A 21,333-nucleotide genomic window follows, 5' to 3' on the forward strand; every position below is an offset into this window, starting at 1 on the left:
GCTTTCAGCGATAGAATCGGAACCGTGGATTATCTAGCAGTTCTTTTGCCCTCCGTCGGAGTGGGCGCCATTTTCTACTTCGCCATGAAATCGATCTTCAACGCTGACCGCCGCGAACGCGAAGCACTTGCCGCGGCTGAACGCGACGCGGAAAAGACCGCCGAATAACGTTCGGCCTAATCCGCGTAGCCGGAGCCTTTGACGAAGGTGCTGCGCATAGGGAATACTAAAAGTAATTGACCTGCTTTTAGCGAAATTTTCTATTGAAATAGAGATTCCCATGGCCCAGAAAGTCAAAATCATCCTCGTTGATGACCTCGACGGCGGCAGCGCCGACGAAACCATCCGCTTCGGTCTGGACGGTGCGGCATACGAGATCGATTTGTCGACTGAGAATGCAGGTCGCCTCCGCGAGGCGCTCAAGCCCTTCGTCGCCGTCGCCCGCCGCTCCCAGGCCGCCCGTCCCGGACGCACCCGCGCAGCTGCGTCGTCCGGACAGGACACTGCCGCCATCCGCCAGTGGGCCCGCGACAAGGGCTACACGGTAAACAGCCGCGGCCGCATTCAGGCCGAAATTATCGAAGCATTCAACAAAGCCAATTCCTGAGGTCCTGCAGGCTCGGATTCCCGGCCAATAGGCATGGGCCGTATTCCGGCCCGCAGCTCGCCCCGATTGGTGCAATCCGTGCGACAAACCAGCGCGGCCATAAACATCGGATAGCAAACCGGACCGGCGATAGGAGTATTTCCCTATCGCCGGTCCGGCCTGCTATCCGGCACGTCCGGGTTGCCCACGTTGCCGCCTGCCAGGGTTCCCGCGTTGCCAGCCCGCCAGGGTTCCCGAGGGCTCCGACCAGGGTTTCGCCGGGGGAGGCCGCAGGTACCCGTTCTCGCCTATGGCGAACAAGCCACCGCGGGCCCGGTCCGCCACGTAGCATCAAAGTACGTCGTAGCTAGGAGTGTGGCGAAATGTTCGAGAGATTTACCGACCGTGCCCGTCGAGTCGTCGTGCTTGCCCAAGAAGAGGCACGCATGCTCAACCACAACTACATCGGCACCGAGCACATCCTGCTCGGCCTCATCCACGAGGGTGAAGGCGTTGCCGCGAAGGCCCTGGAATCCCTGAGCATTTCCCTTGATGGTGTGCGGGAGCAGGTGCAGGAGATCATCGGCCAGGGCCAGCAGGCCCCGAGCGGACACATCCCCTTCACCCCGCGTGCCAAGAAGGTCCTGGAGCTCTCGCTCCGGGAGGCGCTCCAGCTGGGCCACAACTACATCGGTACCGAGCACATCCTGCTCGGGCTGATCCGCGAGGGCGAGGGCGTTGCCGCCCAGGTCCTCGTGAAGCTGGGGGCGGACCTGAACCGCGTGCGCCAGCAGGTCATCCAGCTGCTGTCCGGGTATCAGGGCAAGGAGCCGGTGACCACCGGCAGCAACGCCCAGGAGGGCACGCCGGCCGGTTCGGTGGTGCTCGACCAGTTCGGCCGCAACCTGACCCAGGCCGCGCGCGAGAACAAGCTGGACCCGGTGATCGGCCGCGAGCAAGAGATGGAACGCGTCATGCAGGTCCTCTCGCGCCGTACCAAGAACAACCCGGTGCTGATCGGCGAGCCCGGCGTCGGCAAGACCGCCGTCGTCGAGGGCCTCGCGCAGGCGATCGTGCGCGGCGACGTGCCCGAGACCATCAAGGACAAGCAGCTTTACACGCTCGACCTCGGGTCCCTGGTGGCGGGCTCCCGCTACCGCGGCGACTTCGAAGAGCGCCTGAAGAAGGTGCTGAAGGAGATCCGCACCCGCGGGGACATCATCCTGTTCATCGACGAGATCCACACGCTGGTGGGCGCCGGTGCGGCCGAGGGTGCCATCGACGCCGCGTCGATCCTGAAGCCGATGCTGGCCCGCGGCGAACTGCAGACCATCGGCGCGACCACGCTGGACGAGTACCGCAAGCACATTGAGAAGGACGCCGCCCTCGAGCGCCGGTTCCAGCCGATCCAGGTCAAGGAACCGTCGGTGGCGCACGCCATCGAGATCCTCAAGGGCCTGCGGGACCGCTACGAGGCACACCACCGCGTGTCGATCACCGACGGCGCGCTGGCCTCCGCTGCCCAGCTTTCCGAGCGGTACATCAGCGACAGGTTCCTGCCGGACAAGGCGATCGACCTGATTGATGAGGCAGGGGCGCGGCTGCGCATCCGCCGGATGACCGCGCCGCCGGAGCTGAAGGAGATCGACGAGCGGATCGCCGAGATCAAGCGGCAGAAGGAATCCGCCATCGACGCGCAGGACTTCGAAGGCGCCGCCTCGATGCGCGACAAGGAGCAGAAGCTCATTGCCGAGCGTGCGGAAAAGGAACGCAAGTGGAAGTCCGGCGGCCTGGACGACATCTCCGAGGTTGACGAGGAGCTCATCGCGGAGGTGCTGGCGAACTCGACCGGCATTCCGGTCTTCAAGCTGACCGAGGAAGAGTCCACGCGCCTGCTGAAGATGGAAGAGGAACTGCACAAGCGTGTGGTGGGCCAGGACGAGGCGATCAAGTCGCTCTCGCAGGCTATCCGTCGCACCCGTGCCGGCCTGAAGGACCCGAAGCGTCCCGGCGGCTCGTTCATCTTCGCCGGGCCCACGGGTGTCGGCAAGACCGAGCTGGCCAAGGCCCTCGCGGAGTTCCTCTTCGGCGAAGAGGACGCCTTGATCACGCTGGACATGTCCGAGTACTCGGAAAAGCACACCGTGTCCCGGCTGTTCGGTGCCCCTCCCGGCTACGTCGGCTACGAAGAGGGCGGCCAGCTCACCGAGAAGGTCCGCCGCCGCCCGTTCTCCGTGGTGCTGTTCGACGAAGTGGAAAAGGCCCATGCGGACCTGTTCAACTCGCTGCTGCAGATCCTCGAAGACGGACGCCTGACCGACAGCCAGGGCCGCGTCGTGGACTTCAAGAACACCGTGATCATCATGACCACGAACCTTGGCACCCGCGACATCTCCAAGAGCGTGGCCACCGGCTTCCAGTCCGGCACGGACACCCAGACCGGCTACAACCGGATGAGGGCCCGCGTGACGGAGGAGCTGCGCCAGCACTTCCGTCCGGAGTTCCTCAACCGTGTTGACGACGTCGTGGTGTTCCCGCAGCTGACGCAGGACGAGATCATCGAGATCGTCGACCTGATGGTCACCCGCCTGGAGCAGCGCCTCAAGGACAAGGACATGGGCATCGAGCTCACTCCCGCGGCCAAGGTGCTCCTGGCGACCCGCGGCTACGACCCCGCCATGGGTGCCCGGCCGCTGCGCCGGACCATCCAGCGCGAGATCGAGGATCAGCTCTCGGAGAAGATCCTCTTCGGCGAACTGAAGGCCGGCGAGATCGTGGTGGTCGACGTCGAGGGTGAAGGCGACAACGCCAAGTTCACCTTCGAGGGAACCGCCAAGCCGCAGATCCCGGAGATCGCACCGGCTCAGTAGCACAACGCAAGCAGGCCCGCCCCGCGGCCCGACGACGCAACGACGGTCGAATGCCCCCGGAAATCCGGGGGCATTCGTCCGTTCTGCCATCCCGTGCGGCTCGGTCCCGGGGTCCGCGACCCGCGATCAAGGCCCCCTAGACTGGGCCTGTGAGTGCATCCTTCCGCATCCGTCCTGCCCGCACGTCCGACGTCGCGCACATCCGGCGGCTCGTCCGGCCCCTGGCCGACGCCCGCGTGCTGCTGGAGAAGGAGGCCGTGGCCTACTTCGAAAGTCTCCAGGAGTTCCGGATCGCCGAGGCAGAGGACGGTCAGATCATCGGCTGCGGTGCGCTGCACGTCATGTGGGAGGACCTGGCCGAAGTGCGCACGCTGGCCACCTCCGACGACTGGCGCGGCAGGGGCGTCGGCCATGCCCTGGTCGAACAGTTGATCGCGGACGCCCGGAACCTGGGCGTCGAACGGATCTTCTGCCTCACCTTTGAGGTCGACTTCTTCAAACGGCACGGCTTCGACGTGATGGAGAACCAGGGTGCCATCGATCCCGAGGTCTATTCGGAACTGCTTCGTTCGCATGACGAGGGCGTGGCGGAGTTCCTCGACCTGGCCCGCGTCAAACCGAACACGTTGGGCAACACCCGGATGATCCGCTACCTCTGAACCGTGCAGCTTTGAGGTGAACCGTGCCTGTTTCAGGCCGGCACATTTCACGCAAGCAGGTGGCCAAGGGGTTGGCAGGAGAAGCACAGCATGCTTACGATAAGGGTGCTTAGCAAATCTGCCGGGAAGCCGGTGCGAAGCCCGAGACGGAAGCGGGGCCTGGTTATGGGACTTGACGACAGACTTCGGAATGACGCACAGCATGCCGAGGGCCGGCTCAAGGAAGCCGCAGGCAAGGCTACTGACAACGAAAGACTGACCACCGAGGGGCAAAAGGACCAAATAGCGGCCGACGCCAAACAGGTGGGCGAAAACGTCAAGGACGAGTTCAGGAAGGACTAGTCCTGGCGGCAGGATAAGAGGCGGGATCAGCGAACGGGTCCCGCCTTTTTCCTGCCCGGATTCCCTCAGCGGGCGGCCCTGGGCCGCGAGGTCACGAATCGGTGACATCTTTTATCCAGCGATTGGATTTTAGGTGTCCGGACCGTAATCTGGGAGCGATCCCGCATGAGCCGCGGCATCCAGCGGATGCGGGACTGACAAGCGACTGGGTTCAATTGGGGGACCCAGCCGTGTAAAAAGTTGCCGCCGGGGTGTGACGCGGCATCACCGGGGCCTGGGCCGCCGGGACGGGGAACCGCCGCCGGCCCAGCCCCCGGAAGAGCAACGGGCTACGCTATCCATGGCGCAGCGCGGGCGGTAGGGTTTCATTCCAGTGGCCATCGACGGTCTCATCCGATAGCGCATGGCCGCCTTCAGCTAAAGGAGAGTCGCCGTGAAGAAGCTCATCAATGACCCCCGCGCAGTTGTCGACGAATCGGTCGAAGGTTTCGGCCTTGCCTACGGGGACCTGGTCACCGTCCACACCGACCCGCTGTTCATCACGCGCGCGGACGCCCCCGTGAAGGGCAAGGTCGGCCTCGTATCCGGCGGTGGAAGCGGCCACGAACCGCTGCACGCCGGCTATGTCGGAAAGGGAATGCTCGACGCCGCTGTTCCCGGAGCGGTCTTCACCTCGCCGACGCCGGACCAGATCATCCCCGCCACCCTCGCAGTGGACGGCGGCGCGGGCGTCGTGCACATCGTGAAGAACTACACAGGTGACGTGCTGAACTTCGAGACCGCCGCGGAGATGGCACAGGCCGAAGGTGTGGAGGTCCGCACTGTCCTGGTCAACGACGACGTCGCCGTGGAGGACTCGCTTTACACCGCCGGCCGGCGCGGCGTGGGAGGCACCGTGCTGGTGGAGAAGATCGCCGGAGCCGCGGCGGACCGCGGGGACAACCTCGACGCGGTCGCCGCGATAGGGAGCAGGGTCAACGCGAACGTGCGCAGCATGGGCATGGCGCTGGCCGCCTGCACCGTTCCGCACGCCGGCGTGCCCAGCTTCGAGCTGGCCGAGGACGAGATCGAAATCGGCATCGGCATCCACGGGGAGCCGGGGCGGCACCGGATCCCGATGGAGAATGCCGACGGCATCACCGACAGGCTCCTCGAGGCCATCCTCACCGACCTCTCGCTCAATCAGGGCGAGAAGGTGCTGCTGTTCGTCAACGGCATGGGGGGCACCCCGCTAAGCGAGCTCTACATCGTGTACCGCCGCGCGGCCAAGGTGCTCGCGGAGAAGGGCTTCACCGTGGAGCGCTCGCTGGTGGGCAACTACATCACGGCCATCGAGATGCAGGGCTGTTCCATCACGGTGCTGCGGCTCGATGACGAAATGATCCAGCTGTGGGATGCTCCCGTGCACACGCCGGCCCTGCGATGGGGGATCTGAGCATGGGTCTGGACGCTGACTGGGCAATGTCCTGGCTGCGGGCGGCAGCGGCCGTGCTGGCCGACCAGCGCGCCTACCTCTGCGATCTTGACCGGGCCATCGGCGACGGCGACCACGGGGAGAACATGGACCGGGGCTTCCAGGCCCTGCTGGCCAAACTCGACGAGGCGCCCCCGGCCACGCCCGGTGCGGCGCTGAAGCTGACCGCCATGACGCTGATGTCCAAGGTCGGCGGAGCGGCCGGTCCGCTCTACGGCACGGCCTTTCTGCGGGCTGCGACGGCGCTGGGGGAAGCGTCCGAGCTGGACGGCAGCCAGGTGGCCGAAGCGCTTGCCGCCGCAAGGGACGGAATCGTGGCCCGCGGCAAAGCCGAGCTGCAGGACAAGACGATGGTGGACGCCTGGACGCCTGCGGTGGACGCTGCGCGCGCCGCAGCCGAGGCCGGAAGCGCGCCGCTGCAGGTCCTCGAGGCGGCAGCGAAGGCGGCCCAGGACGGCGCCGTCGCGACTGATCCGCTGGTCGCCCGGAAGGGGCGGGCGAGCTACCTCGGGGAACGCAGCGCCGGCCACCGGGACCCGGGCGCCGTGTCGACGGCGCTGATCCTGCAGGCCGCCGCGGACACGGTGGCGCAGGCATGACGGTCGGCCTCGTGATCGTCTCGCACAGCGCCAAGCTGGCGGAAGGCGTCGTCGAACTGGCTGCCCAAATGGCGCCGGACGTTGTTCTCGCTCCCGCCGGCGGCACCGGTCCGGGGCCCGACGGCACGGCAGGGATCGGCACCAGCCTGGAGAAGATCCAGGACGCGCTGGCCTCGGCGGACAGCGGCGACGGCGTCGTGGTGCTGGCGGACCTCGGTTCGGCGGTGATGACGGCGGAGACCGCTCTGGAGTTCGCCCCCGAGCCCGAGCGCCTCCTGCTGGCGGACGCCCCGCTCGTGGAGGGGGCCGTGGCGGCGGCAGTCGCCGCCCAGACCGGTGCCACGCTCCAGGCCGTCCGGGATGCCGCGGAAGCAGCGCTGGCAAGGACAGCGGCGGCGGCTGGGGAGCCCGCGGCGGCCCAGCCCTACGCGGCGCCCCAGCCATATGGTGCGGGCGCTCCGGCGGCCACCGGCAGCTTCACCCTGATCAACGACCTGGGCCTGCACGCCCGCCCCGCCGCCGTGCTGGCCAAGAACCTGACCCCGCTCGATGCCGAGGTGACGATCAACGGCGTCGACGGGAAGTCCGTCATGCTGCTGATGACCCTGATCGCCGGCAAGGGCAGCACCTTGGAGGTGAGCGCGACAGGTCCGCAGCGCCGGCTGGCCGTGGACCTGATCCGGCGAGAGGTGGAGGCCGGCTTCGGCGAGCTGTAGGCGGGCTGTAGCCGCCGGGGTGCGCGGGCAGGTCAGCGGGGCAGCCGCAGCCCCTCCGGAACGGCCTCGGCCAGGCCGTCCTCGAGCAGTCCCGCCAGCGCACGCTCAAGCTGGGAGTGCTCGGCGTTCAGCGCGTGCAGGGCCGCGAGGTGGGCCGACACCGAGCCGGGCTCGAAGCCAAGGTCAACCGGCGCTTCGAAGAACAGCTCCCGCCGCACCGGGTGCTCGGCGTCCCGCAGCACCGCCATCACGGCGCCGCGCACTTGGCGGTCGGTGCCATGCCAGGCCTGGCCCTTCGGGTTGTAGTCCGGAGCGGGCTCGCCTGCCGCGAGCCACGCGCACTCGGCGGCGACCGGGCACTGGCCGCACTTGGGCGAGCGTGCCGTGCAGATGAGCGCGCCGAGTTCCATGACACCGGCGTTCCAGCGCACGGAGTCGGCTGCGGCTTCGGGCAGCATCCCGGCGGCGAGGCGCAGTTCGGCTGCGCTGAGCGCCGGCGCGGGGAGGGCCCTGCCGGAGACCAGCCGGGCGTGTACGCGGCGGATGTTGGTGTCCACTACCGCTTCGCGCCGGCCGTACGCGAAGGCGGCGACGGCGGCCGCGGTGTAGGTGCCGATCCCCGGCAGGGCGAGCAACTCGTCAACGGAGGAGGGCACACGCCCGCCGTGGCCGGTGGTGATCGCCGAGGCGGCAGCGTGCAGCCGCAGGGCCCTGCGCGGATAGCCAAGCCGGCCCCACGCCCGGACCGCCTCGCCGCTGGGTTCTGCCGCCAAAGCCGCAGGCGTCGGCCAGCGCTGCATCCACTCTTCCCATACGGGCTGCACACGGACGACGGGGGTCTGCTGGAGCATGACCTCGCTGACCAGGATTCCCCAGGCGGAGCAGTCGTCGCGGCGCCAGGGGAGGTCACGGGCCGTGGCGGCGAACCAGTCCAGAACGAGCTCGTGCAGCCGGGCGGTGCTGGCATCCCGAGGCGCCGGCGCGTCGGCGGAAAGAAGATTTTCGATGCACACCACTGTAGGGGAAGCCGGGCCGGTGCACGCCAACGGGCAGGCCCGGCGGCGTGGCACCGGGCCGTCAGCCCCGCCGTTGCCTAGCCTAGAAGCATGGCTAGGCAGGGTAACGCTCAGGGTTCGTCTTCGCAGAAAGGTGCGGCAGCTCCGGCAAGGCAGCCGCAGCGGAGGCACAGCCCGGAGGTGTACCGGCGCCGCCGTATCGTCTTCGGCGCCCTGGTGCTGCTGATCCTCGGCGGTCTCGTCGGCGGGGTTTCTGCCATCGCAGCGGCCCTCGGCGGCTCTTCCGGGCCCGCCCCGGCGGCGGCCGCTGACGCCTCCGCTCCGTCTCCGGCCGCCACGCAGGCGACCGCGGCGCCCACCCCGTCGAGCACCCCCGGCTGCGATCAAAGCAAGGTGGTCGTCACCGCTTCCACCGACGCGGCGGTCTACAAGGGCAGGCAGGACCCGGTGTTCAGCCTGACCGTCGCCAACCGCGGAACCAAGCCGTGCCAGGTCAACCTCGGCACCAGCCAGATGGAGTTCCTCGTCACCAGCGGCGGGGACCGGGTGTTCTCCTCCAAGGACTGCCAGGACTCCAGCCAGGACCTGATCAAGGTGCTTGCGCCGGGGGAAAGCGAAACAGCGAACTTCCCCTGGACCCGGACCCGGTCCCTTCCGGGCTGTGAGCGGACGACCTCCTCGCCCGGGGCCGGCGGGGCGACCTACGTGCTGGTGACCAAGCTCGGGTCGCGGACCAGCGCGAAGACCGTTTTCCAGCTCGGCTGATTCCCCGGGTTGGACGGACCCCCAGGTTGGACGGGCCCTCGGTTGGACGGGCCCTCCGTTGGAGGAAGCCCTCCGTTACAGGAAACGGTCCAGCAGGCTCGCCTCGGCGATCCGGCTGAGACCTTCGCGCACGGTGCGGGCGCGTTGTTCGCCGATGCCGTCCACCGTCATTAGGTCATCGATGGTCGCGGCCATCAGGTTCTGCAGGCCGCCGAAGTGCTCCACCAGACGGTCCGCGACGGCGCGCGGCACCGCCTTCAGGCCGGAGAGCAAACGGTAGCCCCTCGGCTGGACCACGGCCTCCAGCGAATCCTGGCCCGACGTCAGGCCGACGATGTTGGCGATCCTGGACAGGTCGATCAGCTCCGCCGGGCCGAGCTGCATCAAGGAGTGCACTGCCTTGTCGATGCCGTCGGAGTCCGTCGACGCGTTCGCGTAGTCGCGGATGATCATGTCGCTGCCGGGCCCGCGGCCCACGCTGAGCTCTTCGAGCTGGAGCGAGAGCAGCCGGCCGTCGACGCCGAGTTCGAGCACGTACTGGGAGATTTCCTCGGAGATGCGGCGCACCATTTCCTGGCGCTGCAGCGTGACGGCCACGTCACGGACCGTCACCATGGCCTCGATCTCCAGGGCCGAGAGCGAACTGCTGACCTGGTCAAGGCGCGAACGGTAGCGTTCAAGAGTGGCCAAGGCCTGGTTGGCGCGGGCGAGCACGGGTTCGGAGCCTTCGAGGACGTGCCGCAGGCCGTCCACATACAGCTGGATGATCTGCATCGACTGGCTCACCGAAATCACCGGGACTCCGGTTTGTTTAGCGACCCGTTCCGCGGTGCGGTGGCGGGTGCCCGATTCGGAGGTCTCGATGCTCGGGTCCGGCACCAGCTGGACGCCGGCGCGCAGGATGTTGGAGGCGTCCTTGTCGCAGACGATGGCGCCGTCCATCTTGGCCAGCTCCCGCAGCCGGGTGGGCGAGAACTCAATGCCGATCTCAAACCCGCCCGAACACAGCGAATCGACCGTCCTGTCGGAGCCGAGCACGATCAGCGCGCCCGTGCGGCCGCGCAGAATACGTTCCAGACCGTCCCGCAAAGCAGTCCCCGGTGCCACCTTGGCCAATGTGGCCTTCAGTGCCTCCTCAGGGGTTCGAACCATCGTCAATCCCTTTCAGCGTGCGGGCGGACACGCCAGCACTGATCACTACGCCCATACTAGTGGGATTGGTGTGCCGTCTTGACAAACAGGGCTAGCTGTTCGGTATCGATCGCAGCGCCCGTTCGGGCTTGGCATCCGTGAGCAGCAGGTCCAGTGCCTCCGCCAGATGACCCACCTCGCGCACTGAGAAACCCGCGGGAACGGGCCCGGCGCCGTTGGGGCTGGCCGGGACGACGGCGTGCGTGAAGCCGAGCCGGTGCGCTTCCTGGATCCGGCGGTTGATCCCTGGCACCGGCCTTACTTCGCCGGCCAGTCCGACCTCACCGAAGGCGATCAGCCGCTGCGGCAGCGCCACCTTGGCCTTCGCTGATGCCACGGCGAGGGCGACGGCGAGGTCCGTGGCCGGCTCGCTGAGCCTGACCCCGCCCACGGTGGCCACATAGCTGTCGTCCTTGTGCAGCAGGCAGCCGGCACGCTGCTGGAGCACCGCCAGCAGCATCGCCACGCGCGAACTGTCCAGGCCGCTGGTGGCGCGGCGCGGCTGCGAGTTCGGGCTTTCCGCCAGCAGCGACTGGACCTCGGCCAGCAGCGGGCGGCGGCCCTCGAGAGTGACAGTGATGCAGGTGCCCGAGACAGGGGTCTTCGTGCGGGAGACGAACAGGCCGCTCGGGTCGGCCAGGCCGATGATGCCGTCCTCGTTCAGGTCGAAGCAGCCCACCTCGTCGGTCGGCCCGTACCTGTTCTTCACTGCGCGCACCAGGCGGAGGCGGGAGTGGCGCTCGCCGTCGAACTGGCAGACCACGTCCACCAGGTGTTCGAGCACCCGCGGGCCGGCAATGGACCCGTCTTTGGTCACGTGCCCCACCAGCAGCGTGGTCATGTTGCGGCGCTTCGCGGCGGCGATCAGCGACGCAGCCACCTCCCGGACCTGGGTGACGCCGCCGGCGCTGCCCTCCACCGCGGTGCTGCTCAGGGTCTGCACCGAGTCCACGACCAGCAGGCCCGGTTCGATCTTCTCGACCTGCCCCAGCGCGGTTCCCAGGTCGGTTTCGGCGGTCAGGTAGAGCGAGTCGGCCACCGCGCCGATGCGCTCAGCGCGGAGCTTGACCTGGGCGGCCGACTCCTCGCCGGTCACATACAGCACGTCCCGGCCGGTGCCCGCGAACTTCGCGGCGACGTCCAGCAGCAGGGTGGACTTGCCGACGCCCGGCTCGCCGGCCAGCAGGATGACAGCGCCCGGGACCAGGCCCCCGCCAAGGACGCGGTCGAGCTCGTCGACGCCGGTCGGCAGGAAAGCGGCGGTGGTTGCGTCGACGTCGGCAATGCGCTGCGCCGGTACTGCCACGGTCGCGGCGGCCGTCGTCCGCGCCGTCACCGCCCCGGTCTCCTCGACCGTGCCCCAGGCCTGGCATTCGCCGCAGCGGCCCACCCATTTCACGGTGGTCCAGCCGCATTCGGCGCATTTGTAGGCCGGCGTCTTGCTGCGGGCGGTTTTGGCACTCATGAACGCAAGCCTAACGACGACGGCCGACAGAACCGGCCCGCTGGTCTGTGGCGCGCCTCAGAGCTCCGGCAGGTAGTCGGCGGCCTCATCATGGCCCACCCCGGTGGCCTCGAGCATGTCCACCACGAGCGGTCTGAACAGCATGACCACCGTTTCGCCCTCAAGCCGGTGCACGCCGAGCATCCTCGGGTGCAGCCGGTTGGCAATGGCTGCGAAGTCCTGGCGGGCGTGCCTCAGGTGAACGGCCCGGGAGGAGTCCGCCGGATCCGCCAGTCCCAGGGAGAGCTCGTCCACGGCGTCGGCGGTCTCTTCCAGCACGGTCGCGATGCCCAGCACCGCTTCGTCCGAGATGGCGGCGTTGTTGATCGCGCTGGTGAGGCGGCGGGAGAAGACCCTGCTGTTGCGCAGCGCGAGGTCGATGAAGTCCAGCGAGTGCTCCAAACGGAGCAGCTCATCCCGGTGGCGCCGGTGGGCGGGGGAGATCCTTGCCACCTCCCCGGAGCTTCGCAGCGAGGTGCGCATGGAGTCGACAAGCGGCTGGCAGTTGCGGGCCCGGACGAGGGCGTGCCAGGCGGCGGTCGAATCGTGCGAGCTCAGCGCCGCCGCGCATTCGCGGAGCACCTCGGCGAGCTCGTGCAGCAGTTTGCGTACGTCCTGGCGCGGCTCGCGCCGCGGGTCACGGGGCATCAGGATCGTGACCAGCATGGCCATGGAGCCACCGATGACGGCGTCCAGGCTCCGCGTGAAAGGGCCGCCTGCCGGCGCGGGCAGGAGCACCACCAGCAGGGACTGGAGGGCCAGCTGGGTGGTAAAAATAACGCCGCTGTCCAGGAAGCGGGCGAGCATAATGGAAAGGAACAGCACCAGTGCCGCCTGCCAGATGCCTGTGCCGAACAGGTGCAGCAGGGAGTCCCCGACAGCGATGCCGAGGGTGCAGCCCACCCCGACCTCGATCACCCTCCGCAGCCGGGGGTCCCGGGAAAAACCAAGAGCAATCAGCGACGACGTCGCAGCGAAAAGAGGTCCGGCGTGGCCCAGGATGTACTCCGCGAAGGCGTAGGCGCCCACCGCGCAGATGGTCATCTGCAGCGCGGGAACCAGCGATTTGCGGCTCCGCCTCAGCCCCGTCCGTGTGCGCCGGCGCAGGAAACGTGCGGCGCGCCGGTAGGCCGGGGACGAGGACACCATGGGGTCAGTCTAGGGCCTGCCGGAAGCCGTCCCCGGAGTCCGTGGCAGAAGACACACCTGCCCACGTTTTACGTCCGCGCGGGCCCGAAAGGCAATACGCCGGGCCCGGGTGTTTCCGAATGTCCGGCTTCCGTTAACCCTCCGTTCACTTTGCGCCTCCAGTCTCTTTACTTGGGACGCTTAGCGTCAGCAATGTACAAGTTCGCGTACAGGATGAACGGCGCCGTCGGTGCCGACTCCCAAGTCCTTCCCTGAAAGGGGCAAATTTTCGTGAAGGCTCTTAGCTTTGGCCGGTCCGCGGCCGTTGCCGTCATTGCCGCCGGTGCCCTGGCACTGTCCGCGTGCGGTTCTGACAACGCCACCGGGACCTCGCCTTCGGCCGGCGGATCTGCTGCATCCAGCAACCTCACCGGCACCCTGACCGGCACGGGCTCCAGCGCCCAGGGTGCCGCGATCGACGCTTGGAAGTCGGGCTTCACCGCCGCCAACCCCAAGGTCAACGTGCAGTACTCCCCGGACGGCTCCGGCGCAGGCCGCAAGGCGTTCCTCTCCGGCGCCACCCAGTTCGCCGGATCCGACGCCGCCATGAAGCCCGAAGAGATCAGCCAGTCGAAGACCCTCTGCGGGCCCGACGGCGCGATCGACCTGCCGGTCTACATCTCCCCGATCGCCGTGACCTTCAAGCTCTCCGGCGTGAAGGAACTCAACCTCGCCCCGGACACCATCGCCAAGATGTTCCGCGGCCAGATCACCACGTGGAACGACCCGGCGATCGCCGCGGACAACCCCGGAGTGACGCTGCCGGCCACGAAGATCACCCCGGTGCACCGCAGCGACGACTCGGGCACCACGCAGAACTTCACCGACTACCTCGCCAAGGCCGCCCCCTCGGTCTGGAAGGACAAGGGCGCCCAGACCTGGCCCTCCTCCCTGCCGGGCGAGAACGCCAAAGGAACTTCCGGCGTCGTAAAGACCGTCACCGCCACTGAAGGCGCACTGGCCTACGCGGATGACTCCGCCGTCGGCGGCGACCTGGGCGTGGCCAAGGTCAAGGTCGGCAGCAGCTGGGTCAAGCTGTCCGCCGACGCGGCTGCCAAGGCCGTGGAACTGTCCAAGCCGGCTGCCGGCCGCGCCGCGAACGACCTCGCGCTGGACCTGAACCGCACCCCGACTGACCCGTCGGCCTACCCGATCGTCCTCGTGTCCTACCACGTGGTCTGCACCACCTATAAGGACCAGGCGACCGCGGACCTGGTCAAGGGCTGGGAGAAGTACGTGCTCAGCGACGAGGGCCAGAAGGCTGCTGCCGGCTCCGCCAAGAGCGCGCCGCTTTCCTCGAGCCTGGCCCAGAAGGCCCTGGCTGCCGTTGAGGCCATCAAGGTCAAGAGCTAACCAGCACCTCACTCCGGACGGCGTGTTCCGGCCTCACGGCCGGGGCACGCCGTTGGGCGTGCGGCCCTGAATTGTCCAGGACGCACCCATCAGCCAGACTGGTGCTGGAATCAGGCCAGGTTTTTACCCCCTTTCGAAGGGTTTTGAAAGTGTCATCCAATTCCTTGACTTCGGCCGGCGCGTCGGGCCGGACCGGCGACAAAGTCTTCTCGGGCTTTGCTCTCGGAGCAGGAGCCCTCATCCTGCTGGTCCTGTTCAGCGTGGCGACCTTCCTGGTCGTGCAGGCGGCCCCGACCTTCGTCGCGAACCCCTCAGAGGTTGCAGGCGGGGAGGGCTTCTGGAAGTACATCCTCCCGCTGGTCCTCGGCACGGTCATCGCGGCGGCGATCGCCCTGCTCATTGCGACGCCGGTTTCGGTGGGGGTGGCCCTCTTCATCTCGCACTTCGCCCCGCGCAGGCTCGCGCAGGGCTTCGGCTACATCATCGACCTGCTCGCCGCCATCCCCTCGGTGGTGTACGGCGCCTGGGGCGTCGCGTTCCTGGCCCCGGCGATGGCCCCCGGCTACCAGTGGCTGGCGGACAACGCGGGCTGGTTCCCGCTGTTCGCCGGGCCCGCGTCGGCCACCGGCAAGACCATCCTGACCGCCGGCATCGTGCTGGCCGTGATGGTCATCCCGATCGTCACGTCGCTCTCGCGTGAGATCTTCCTGCAGACGCCCAAGCTGCACGAAGAGGCCGCGCTGGCGCTCGGCGCCACCCGCTGGGAAATGATCCGGATGGCTGTCTTCCCGTTCGGCCGGCCGGGTGTGGTCAGCGCGATCATGCTGGGCCTTGGCCGCGCGCTCGGCGAGACCATGGCCGTCGCCCTCGTGCTCTCCTCCGGCCCGCTCATCGCCAGCCTGATCCGCTCCGGCAACCAGACCATTGCCGCGGAGATCGCCCTGAACTTCCCTGAGGCGACCGGACTGAGCCTGAGCACGCTGATTGCCGCCGGCCTGGTGCTGTTCGTCATCACCCTCGCGGTGAACATGCTTGCCCGCTGGATCGTCGGCCGGCACAAAGAATTCTCGGGAGCGAACTAAATGGCTACCGCCACAACCACGATTGCCCGCAAACGGTCGGCCCTGACCAGGGGCCAGCTGCCCTCGTACGCGCCTTGGGCGGTCGTCGCCGCCGCCGTCATCCTCGCCGCCGCCATCATGGCCCTGGTCGGCTTCAATGCGCTGGGCTGGGGCGTGCTCAGTGCCGTTCTCTTCACCATCGGCCTGGTGACCTGGAGCGCCGCCGCCGAGGGCAGCCGGAAGGCCAAGGACAAGCTCGCCACCTGCCTGGTAGTCGGGTCCTTCCTCATCGCCGTCCTGCCGCTCGTATCCGTGGTGTGGATCGTGCTGGTCAACGGCCTGCCCGGGCTTGTCACGCCCGGCTTCCTGGGCACGTCGATGAACGGGATCAGCGGCCTGCAGGACAACACGAGCGTCAACACCGGCAGCCGCGTGCTGGGCGGCATCTACCACTCCCTGATGGGCACCTTGCTGATCACCTTGTGGGCGACAGTGATTTCCGTGCCGATCGGGCTGCTCACCTCGGTCTACCTGGTCGAGTACGGCAACGACCGTGCCCTCGCCCGGGCCATCCGCTTCTTCGTCGACGTGATGACCGGCATCCCCTCCATCGTTGCCGGCCTGTTCGCGGCAGCGCTCTTCGCGGCGATCTCCGGCCCGGGCACCAAGACCGGCTTCGTGGCCGCCGTCGCGCTGTCCGTGCTGATGATCCCGGTGGTGGTGCGCTCCAGCGAGGAGATGCTCAAGATCGTGCCGAACGAGCTTCGCGAGGCCGCCTACGCCTTGGGTGTGCGCAAGTGGCGCACCATCCTGAAGGTCGTCATCCCGACGGCGATCTCGGGCATTGCCTCCGGCGTAACCCTCGCGATCGCCCGGGTGATCGGCGAGACCGCCCCGATCCTGGTCACCGCCGGGTTCGCCACCAAGATCAACATGGACGTGTTCTCCGGCTGGATGTCCTCGCTGCCCACGTTCATCTACACGCAGATCCTGAACCCGACGTCGCCGGCCAATCCCGGCCCCAGCGTCCAGCGTGCCTGGGCCGCGGCCCTGGTGCTGATCATCATGGTGATGCTGCTGAACCTCGGTGCCCGTCTGGTGGCGCGGTTCTTCGCCCCCAAGACCGGCCGCTAGGCCTCCGTACCTGTTTCCCGGCGCACGCCGGGCGAAGCAAAGGAAGAAAATGTCCAAGCGAATCGACGTCAAGGACTTGAACGTCTACTACGGCAAGTTCCTCGCCGTGGAGGGTGTCAACATCAACATCGACGCCCGCTCCGTCACTGCCTTCATCGGCCCCTCCGGCTGCGGCAAGTCCACGTTCCTGCGCACCCTGAACCGGATGCACGAAGTGCTGCCCGGCGCCCGGGTGGAGGGGGAGGTGCTGCTCGACGGCGACAACCTGTACGCCCAAGGCGTGGACCCGGTGACGGTGCGCAGCCAGATCGGCATGGTCTTCCAGCGGCCGAACCCTTTCCCGACGATGTCGATCCGCGACAACGTGCTCGCAGGGGTCAAGCTGAACAACCGCCGCATCTCCAAGTCGGACGCCGATGCCCTGGTGGAGAAGTCGCTGCAGGGCGCGAACCTGTGGAATGAGGTCAAGGACCGGCTGAACAAGCCCGGCTCCGGGCTCTCCGGCGGCCAGCAGCAGCGCCTGTGCATAGCCCGGGCCATCGCCGTGCAGCCGGACGTGATCCTGATGGACGAGCCCTGCTCGGCGCTGGACCCGATCTCCACGCTCGCGGTCGAGGACCTGATCAACGAGCTCAAAGAGAACTACACCGTGGTGATCGTCACGCACAACATGCAGCAGGCGGCGCGTGTGTCGGACAAGACGGCGTTCTTCAACATCGCCGGTGCGGGCAAGCCCGGCAAGCTGATCGAGTACGCGGACACGCAGACCATCTTCAGCAACCCGTCCGTCAAGGCCACCGAGGACTACGTCTCCGGCCGCTTCGGATAAGCCCTTTCGCCCGGCTGAGCGGCCAGTTGTGGCGGCCTCGCGGCGCGCGAGCCCGCCGCAACTGGCCGCTCGCGCTACGTTTGGGCCAGCATCGACCGGAGGGTCCACGCGTTGCGGACCGCGTTCCCGCCGCCGTCGTTGTTGAAATACGCGAAGACCTCCCGGCCGCCGCTGCGCCACTCGTTGATCCGGTCCGCCCACCAGTGCAGGTCCGCGTCGGAATAGGAGCCCGCGTACAGGGACTGCTCGTCCGGGCCGTGGAAGCGCACGTACACGAACGGTGCGGTTGCCTCCAGCACGCAGGGCAGCCCGGCCCCGCTCATCACTGTGTAGGCCGCGCCGTGGCGCCGCAGCAGGTCGAAGACGGCCGGATCATGCCAGCTCGGGTGCCGGAACTCGACCGCCACCCTGATCCACTCCGGAAGGCGGCCCAGGAAGTAGTCCAGCCGCGCGTCGTCGCGCTCGTGCGCCGGGTGCAGCTGCACCAGCAGGATCCCGCGCTTGCCGTCCAGCTCGTGCCAGGCACCCGAGATCCGCTCGATCCAGACCTCCGGTTCGAGGAGTTTCTTCGCGTGGGTGAGTCCCCGGGGCGCCTTGACGGACATCAGGAAGCCCTCCGGCAGCCGGTCCCGCCAGCCCGCGAACGTGGTGTCCCGCGGCCACCGGTAGAAGCTGGCATTGAGCTCCACCGTGGAGAAGTTGCCGGTGTAGTACTCCAGCCGCTTCGCCGAGGGCGTGCCGGCGGGGTAGAGCACGTTGTTCCAGTGGTCGTAGCTCCACCCTGAGGTGCCGATGTGAACCTCCATGGGGTCAGGCTACCGGCCCGGCGGCGGGCGCGGCGATGTTGCCCGGCCCGTGGCGGCCGGGCAGTACCTAGCCCGTGACCGGGGAGAGGGCGAGGAAGAAGACCGCCCCGGCGGCCGCGGTCGCCAGCGGTGTGACTACCCAGGCGGCGAGGACCCGCAGCCAGGTGCGCCGGTCCATCGCCGCGAACCGCTGGCCGAAGCCGGTTCCCACGATCGCGGACGTGACCGTGTGGGTGGTGGAGAGCGGCAGGTGCAGCCCGATGGCGCCGATGAACAGCATCGCCGAACTCAGCAGCTGGGCGACGAAGCCGCGCAGCGGATCCACCCGCACCAGGCGGAAGCCGAGCGTGTGCGAGATCCGCCAGCCGCCCACCAGAGTGCCCCCGGTGAGGAGCACGGCGATGAAGATGCCCACCCAGCCAGGTTGGCCGCCGTCGGCCGCTGCTCCCGACGCGGCCAGGGCCAGCAGGATGACGGTCGTGGAACGCTGCGCGTCCTGCAGGCCGTGGCCGAAAGCGACGGCGGCCGTGCTGACGGACAGCGCCCTCCGTGCCCGCAGGTGCACCAGGCTCGGCTGGGAATAGCGGGCCGCCCAGACGGCGGGGTAGGTCAACAGCAGTGCGGCGGTGAAGGCGATCACCGGCGAGACGAGCAGCGGCAGGAACACCTGCAGCCACAGGGATGCTCCGAGGCCGGAAATCACTGGGTGCCCAAGCAGCGTGGAGGCGGCTGCGGCCCCGACAAGGCCGCCGACCAGGGCGTGCGTGGACGACGACGGCAGCCCCCGCCGCCACTGGTACGCGCCCCAGAGGCAGGCACTGAGCACTCCTGCCAGCAGCAGGGGCAGCTCATTGCGGGTCGCGGGGATGCCGAGCAGGCGGTCGCTGAAGGCCAGCGCGAAAGGGGTGCTGATCAAGGCGCCGATCAGGTTGAACAGGGCCGCCAGGCCGACGGCGACGGTGGGGGTGAGCGAGCGGGCGCGCACGGTCACGGCCACCGCGTTGGAGACGTCGCGGGCGCCGTTCAGGAAGGCGAAGGCGCCGGTGAGCAGGACCACCAGCACCAACAGGAGGGTGGTCACCTCAGGATTCCTTGACGATGATGCTGCCCACCTGGGTAGCTACCCGCCGCATGTCCTTGGTGACCTCCACCAGCTGGTTGGCGATGTCGCGGTGCTTGGCGTAGCTGGCCGGCTTGTGGTCCGCGAGCAGCTCGGAGACGTAGACGCGGTGGGTGCGCTCGGCGCGCTTGGACAGGCGCAGGATCTCAATCCAGTAATCCTCGAGGTCGTCGAGGTTGTCCAGCCGGGCCATCGCGTCCACGGTCAGCTCCGCCTGCCGGGCGATGATTTCCAGCTGCTCGGAAGCCCGCTTGGACAGCCGGGCGAGCTTGTACAGGGCGATCAGCTCGGCGGCGGCGTCGAGTTTCTCCATGGCTTCGTTGAGGAACCGGGAGAGCACATACATGTCCTCGCGCGGCAGCGGATTCACGAAGCTGGTGCGCATGTGGGTCAGCAGCGCGAAGTGCAGGTGCGAGGTTTCGGCCTCCTGCTGGTGCAGCTGCTCCGCGAGGCGGTCATACGCTTCCGCGGGTGCGCCAAGCAGTTCCGAGAGGGTGGCGACGCCGGCCACGAGTTGTTCGGCCATTCGGGAGAGCAGGCGCAGGCCGGCGGTCTCCTGGGGGAATAGTCGAAACTTCACGCGTCACCACGGTTCGGTAGGCAGAGACAGGAAACGGTGCCGTCTGCGCGCTGTCCGGCGGCATGCAGCGATGCCAACTTTACCGGGTGGATTTAGGGCGAAAAAAATGGTGCCGAACCGGGAGCGCCTCTCGGCGTATGGCCGCTCGAAGCGGCTATTAGTTGGAGCCCGGGGCTTCCACGGTCCGACACCGATTTCAGTCTTCACCCCGCTGCGGCCAGTGTCAACCTGAGCCGGGCCTTGACATTTGGGGGCTTCCCGGGGCGGCTTGGGGCGCCCGGCTAGTCCAGTTCGCCGCGGCGCCAGGCAGCTGCGGCTGCCTCCAGATCCTCGGCGGTTTTGACCAGCTGGTGGGAGTTTTTCGTCAGTTTCGAGCTGCGGTTTTCGTTGCTGTGTTCCGAGTCGTCGGCGAACCGCGCCTGGCCCAGGGCGACCACCCGGCAGAACGCGGCCGAGCGTTCGAGCGCGACGTCGAAGTCGCCGTCGAAGGCCCCGGACAGGATGGCATCAGCCATGTGCCTGACCTCGTCCGCGCCGGGAGGCTCGGCGACGCCGGCGACGACGTGGGACACCTGCGCGGTGTCCTTGCCGGCCTGGAAGAAAGCGGCCATGCGGTCGGGGTTCTGCTGGGTTGCGGCACGCAGCGCGTAGAGCCGCCAAAGGGCTCCCGGAAGCGAACGGGGAGGGCTTTCGGCCCACATTTCGGCGATGGCCTCGAGGCCCTCCTTGTCGGCGAGCTTGATCAGGCGCTTCGTGACCGCCGGATCATCGCTTTTGCGGCCGTGGCTGATGAGGGCGTGGGCGGCAAGATGGGCTGCTTCGGAGACACGCGCCGGGTCTGCGCCGCCGGCAAACGGTTCGAAATCGACCGGTGCAAACGGCTTCGGCTTGTGGTGCCTGGGAGCACTTGATCCTGCTTGTTCGCTCATGCCCCGACACTACTCCTCAGCCCTGCGGCGGTCGAGTACGCCCAGGACCGGCCGCGGGGCCCTGTGGAGTGCGCCCGGGCGGTGCGCTAAAGTGGATACGGTGCACCTTCGGGTGGACGTCTGGGGCCTTTAGCTCAGTTGGTAGAGCATCGGACTTTTAATCCGTGGGTCGTGGGTTCGAGCCCCACAGGGCCCACCCATCTTCATTGCGGTTTCCCCTTGCGGCCGCCGGGACCAACGCCTCTTTGCACATCCCCGCCACGGGTGGACACTCCTCTCAAGGAGGTCCGAGATGATGTACGGATGGGACGGCGGCTGGGGAATCGGCGGCTGGATAGCGATGGGCCTGCTGATGCTCATCTTCTGGGGCGGCGTGATCACGGTTGTGGTGCTGCTGATCCGGCGTGCCGGCGCCTCGGGGCCCCACGCGCCCGGCCCGCACGCCCCCGGTCCTTACGGGGCCCCGCACGAGGAAGCCGAGCGGATCCTCAACGAACGGTTCGCCCGCGGGGAGATCGACGAGACCGAGCTCACGGCACGACGCGCAGCGCTCCGCCGCAAGGACTAGAACCTTCATCCAAACCCGGGACCGCACCGTAGCCCCGCCAGCG

The 21,333-nt window shown here is 67.9% G+C and carries 22 protein-coding genes and 1 tRNA gene; 15 read left to right on the forward strand and 8 right to left on the reverse strand.

All coding sequences use genetic code 11. From position 1 onward, the window contains the following. Nucleotides 1–24 precede the first annotated feature (24 nt). From KIH31_RS11785 to dhaM, 8 genes are all read left to right on the forward strand, one after another. Nucleotides 25–168: a hypothetical protein gene (locus tag KIH31_RS11785; protein WP_214427336.1), complete on the forward strand. Its 144-nt coding sequence runs from the start codon at nt 25–27 to the stop codon at nt 166–168. A gap of 112 nt (nt 169–280) precedes the next feature. Continuing rightward, nucleotides 281–607 carry an Lsr2 family protein gene (locus KIH31_RS11790; protein WP_214427337.1) on the forward strand — a complete coding sequence of 109 codons (327 nt, stop codon included), beginning with the start codon at nt 281–283 and terminating at the stop codon, nt 605–607. A gap of 362 nt (nt 608–969) precedes the next feature. Next, a complete protein-coding gene (locus KIH31_RS11795; RefSeq protein ID WP_214427338.1) occupies nt 970–3,456 on the forward strand; it encodes an ATP-dependent Clp protease ATP-binding subunit in 2,487 nt (828 codons plus the stop codon). Between the two features lie 149 nt (nt 3,457–3,605). Continuing rightward, nucleotides 3,606–4,115, forward strand: a complete 510-nt coding sequence (locus tag KIH31_RS11800; protein WP_214427339.1) for an amino-acid N-acetyltransferase — start codon at nt 3,606–3,608, stop codon at nt 4,113–4,115. Between the two features lie 165 nt (nt 4,116–4,280). Beyond that, on the forward strand, nt 4,281–4,457 hold the full coding sequence (locus tag KIH31_RS11805) for a CsbD family protein (RefSeq protein WP_214427340.1): 177 nt from the start codon (nt 4,281–4,283) through the stop codon (nt 4,455–4,457). Nucleotides 4,458–4,890: 433 nt separating this feature from the next. Further along, a complete protein-coding gene (gene dhaK / locus KIH31_RS11810) occupies nt 4,891–5,892 on the forward strand; it encodes a dihydroxyacetone kinase subunit DhaK (RefSeq protein ID WP_214427341.1) in 1,002 nt (333 codons plus the stop codon). Nucleotides 5,893–5,894: 2 nt separating this feature from the next. Continuing rightward, complete coding sequence (gene dhaL, locus KIH31_RS11815; RefSeq protein ID WP_214427342.1) at nt 5,895–6,530, forward strand: dihydroxyacetone kinase subunit DhaL; 636 nt, start codon at nt 5,895–5,897, stop codon at nt 6,528–6,530. Further along, nucleotides 6,527–7,246, forward strand: coding sequence for a dihydroxyacetone kinase phosphoryl donor subunit DhaM (dhaM, locus tag KIH31_RS11820; RefSeq protein WP_214427343.1), 720 nt, complete (start codon nt 6,527–6,529; stop codon nt 7,244–7,246). The genes dhaL and dhaM overlap by 4 nt, the downstream gene beginning before the upstream one ends. A gap of 32 nt (nt 7,247–7,278) precedes the next feature. Here dhaM and KIH31_RS11825 read toward each other — a convergent pair whose 3' ends face one another. Further along, complete coding sequence (locus KIH31_RS11825) at nt 7,279–8,253, reverse strand: A/G-specific adenine glycosylase (protein WP_307857650.1); 975 nt, start codon at nt 8,251–8,253, stop codon at nt 7,279–7,281. A 99-nt stretch (nt 8,254–8,352) separates the two neighbouring features. On the opposite strand from KIH31_RS11825, the gene KIH31_RS11830 reads away from it, so the two are divergent. After that, nucleotides 8,353–9,027 carry a DUF4232 domain-containing protein gene (locus tag KIH31_RS11830; RefSeq protein ID WP_214427344.1) on the forward strand — a complete coding sequence of 225 codons (675 nt, stop codon included), beginning with the start codon at nt 8,353–8,355 and terminating at the stop codon, nt 9,025–9,027. Nucleotides 9,028–9,102: 75 nt separating this feature from the next. Here KIH31_RS11830 and disA read toward each other — a convergent pair whose 3' ends face one another. From disA to KIH31_RS11845, 3 genes are all read right to left on the reverse strand, one after another. Beyond that, a complete protein-coding gene (disA, locus tag KIH31_RS11835) occupies nt 9,103–10,179 on the reverse strand; it encodes a DNA integrity scanning diadenylate cyclase DisA (RefSeq protein ID WP_214427345.1) in 1,077 nt (358 codons plus the stop codon). 91 nt (nt 10,180–10,270) lie between these two features. Next, nucleotides 10,271–11,683, reverse strand: coding sequence for a DNA repair protein RadA (gene radA / locus KIH31_RS11840; RefSeq protein WP_214427346.1), 1,413 nt, complete (start codon nt 11,681–11,683; stop codon nt 10,271–10,273). Between the two features lie 57 nt (nt 11,684–11,740). Further along, the gene (locus KIH31_RS11845; RefSeq protein ID WP_214427347.1) at nt 11,741–12,871 is read right to left on the reverse strand and encodes an aromatic acid exporter family protein; all 1,131 of its coding nucleotides are present in this window, start codon (nt 12,869–12,871) and stop codon (nt 11,741–11,743) included. 270 nt (nt 12,872–13,141) lie between these two features. On the opposite strand from KIH31_RS11845, the gene pstS reads away from it, so the two are divergent. From pstS to pstB, 4 genes are all read left to right on the forward strand, one after another. Then, nucleotides 13,142–14,263, forward strand: a complete 1,122-nt coding sequence (gene pstS / locus KIH31_RS11850) for a phosphate ABC transporter substrate-binding protein PstS (protein ID WP_214427348.1) — start codon at nt 13,142–13,144, stop codon at nt 14,261–14,263. Nucleotides 14,264–14,412: 149 nt separating this feature from the next. Further along, a complete protein-coding gene (pstC, locus tag KIH31_RS11855) occupies nt 14,413–15,345 on the forward strand; it encodes a phosphate ABC transporter permease subunit PstC (protein WP_214427349.1) in 933 nt (310 codons plus the stop codon). Beyond that, nucleotides 15,346–16,458 (forward strand): phosphate ABC transporter permease PstA, encoded by a 1,113-nt coding sequence (gene pstA / locus KIH31_RS11860; protein ID WP_214427350.1) that lies wholly within the window; start codon nt 15,346–15,348, stop codon nt 16,456–16,458. It abuts the gene before it with no gap. 49 nt (nt 16,459–16,507) lie between these two features. Then, nucleotides 16,508–17,287, forward strand: coding sequence for a phosphate ABC transporter ATP-binding protein PstB (pstB, locus tag KIH31_RS11865; protein ID WP_214427351.1), 780 nt, complete (start codon nt 16,508–16,510; stop codon nt 17,285–17,287). Between the two features lie 74 nt (nt 17,288–17,361). On the opposite strand, the gene KIH31_RS11870 is transcribed toward pstB, so the two are convergent. The 4 genes from KIH31_RS11870 to KIH31_RS11885 form a co-directional block, all read right to left on the reverse strand. Next, entirely contained in the window at nt 17,362–18,093 is a 732-nt protein-coding gene (locus KIH31_RS11870; RefSeq protein WP_214427352.1) for a DUF72 domain-containing protein, read from the reverse strand. Between the two features lie 67 nt (nt 18,094–18,160). Beyond that, nucleotides 18,161–19,174, reverse strand: coding sequence for an inorganic phosphate transporter (locus tag KIH31_RS11875; protein ID WP_214427353.1), 1,014 nt, complete (start codon nt 19,172–19,174; stop codon nt 18,161–18,163). Between the two features lies 1 nt (nt 19,175). Beyond that, on the reverse strand, nt 19,176–19,793 hold the full coding sequence (locus KIH31_RS11880; RefSeq protein ID WP_214427354.1) for a DUF47 domain-containing protein: 618 nt from the start codon (nt 19,791–19,793) through the stop codon (nt 19,176–19,178). 281 nt (nt 19,794–20,074) lie between these two features. Continuing rightward, nucleotides 20,075–20,722, reverse strand: a complete 648-nt coding sequence (locus tag KIH31_RS11885) for a hypothetical protein (RefSeq protein WP_214427355.1) — start codon at nt 20,720–20,722, stop codon at nt 20,075–20,077. A gap of 123 nt (nt 20,723–20,845) precedes the next feature. Here KIH31_RS11885 and KIH31_RS11890 point away from each other — a divergent pair. Together KIH31_RS11890 and KIH31_RS11895 are read left to right on the forward strand one after the other, a co-directional pair. After that, nucleotides 20,846–20,918, forward strand: a tRNA-Lys gene (locus tag KIH31_RS11890). Nucleotides 20,919–21,014: 96 nt separating this feature from the next. Beyond that, nucleotides 21,015–21,290 (forward strand): SHOCT domain-containing protein, encoded by a 276-nt coding sequence (locus KIH31_RS11895; protein ID WP_214427356.1) that lies wholly within the window; start codon nt 21,015–21,017, stop codon nt 21,288–21,290. Nucleotides 21,291–21,333: the final 43 nt, after the last annotated feature.

The organism is Paenarthrobacter sp. DKR-5 (assembly GCF_018531425.1).
Taxonomy (GTDB): domain Bacteria; phylum Actinomycetota; class Actinomycetes; order Actinomycetales; family Micrococcaceae; genus DKR-5.

Coding starts and splice junctions, on each gene's coding strand:
- KIH31_RS11790 (WP_214427337.1), top strand. CDS start 281: ATGGCCCAGAAAGTCAAAATCATCCTCGTTGATGACCTCGACGGCGGC.
- KIH31_RS11795 (WP_214427338.1), top strand. CDS start 970: ATGTTCGAGAGATTTACCGACCGTGCCCGTCGAGTCGTCGTGCTTGCC.
- KIH31_RS11805 (WP_214427340.1), top strand. CDS start 4,281: ATGGGACTTGACGACAGACTTCGGAATGACGCACAGCATGCCGAGGGC.
- dhaL (WP_214427342.1), top strand. CDS start 5,895: ATGGGTCTGGACGCTGACTGGGCAATGTCCTGGCTGCGGGCGGCAGCG.
- dhaM (WP_214427343.1), top strand. CDS start 6,527: ATGACGGTCGGCCTCGTGATCGTCTCGCACAGCGCCAAGCTGGCGGAA.
- KIH31_RS11830 (WP_214427344.1), top strand. CDS start 8,353: ATGGCTAGGCAGGGTAACGCTCAGGGTTCGTCTTCGCAGAAAGGTGCG.
- disA (WP_214427345.1), bottom strand. CDS start 10,179: ATGGTTCGAACCCCTGAGGAGGCACTGAAGGCCACATTGGCCAAGGTG.
- radA (WP_214427346.1), bottom strand. CDS start 11,683: ATGAGTGCCAAAACCGCCCGCAGCAAGACGCCGGCCTACAAATGCGCC.
- KIH31_RS11845 (WP_214427347.1), bottom strand. CDS start 12,871: ATGGTGTCCTCGTCCCCGGCCTACCGGCGCGCCGCACGTTTCCTGCGC.
- pstA (WP_214427350.1), top strand. CDS start 15,346: ATGGCTACCGCCACAACCACGATTGCCCGCAAACGGTCGGCCCTGACC.
- pstB (WP_214427351.1), top strand. CDS start 16,508: ATGTCCAAGCGAATCGACGTCAAGGACTTGAACGTCTACTACGGCAAG.
- KIH31_RS11870 (WP_214427352.1), bottom strand. CDS start 18,093: ATGGAGGTTCACATCGGCACCTCAGGGTGGAGCTACGACCACTGGAAC.
- KIH31_RS11885 (WP_214427355.1), bottom strand. CDS start 20,722: ATGAGCGAACAAGCAGGATCAAGTGCTCCCAGGCACCACAAGCCGAAG.
- KIH31_RS11895 (WP_214427356.1), top strand. CDS start 21,015: ATGATGTACGGATGGGACGGCGGCTGGGGAATCGGCGGCTGGATAGCG.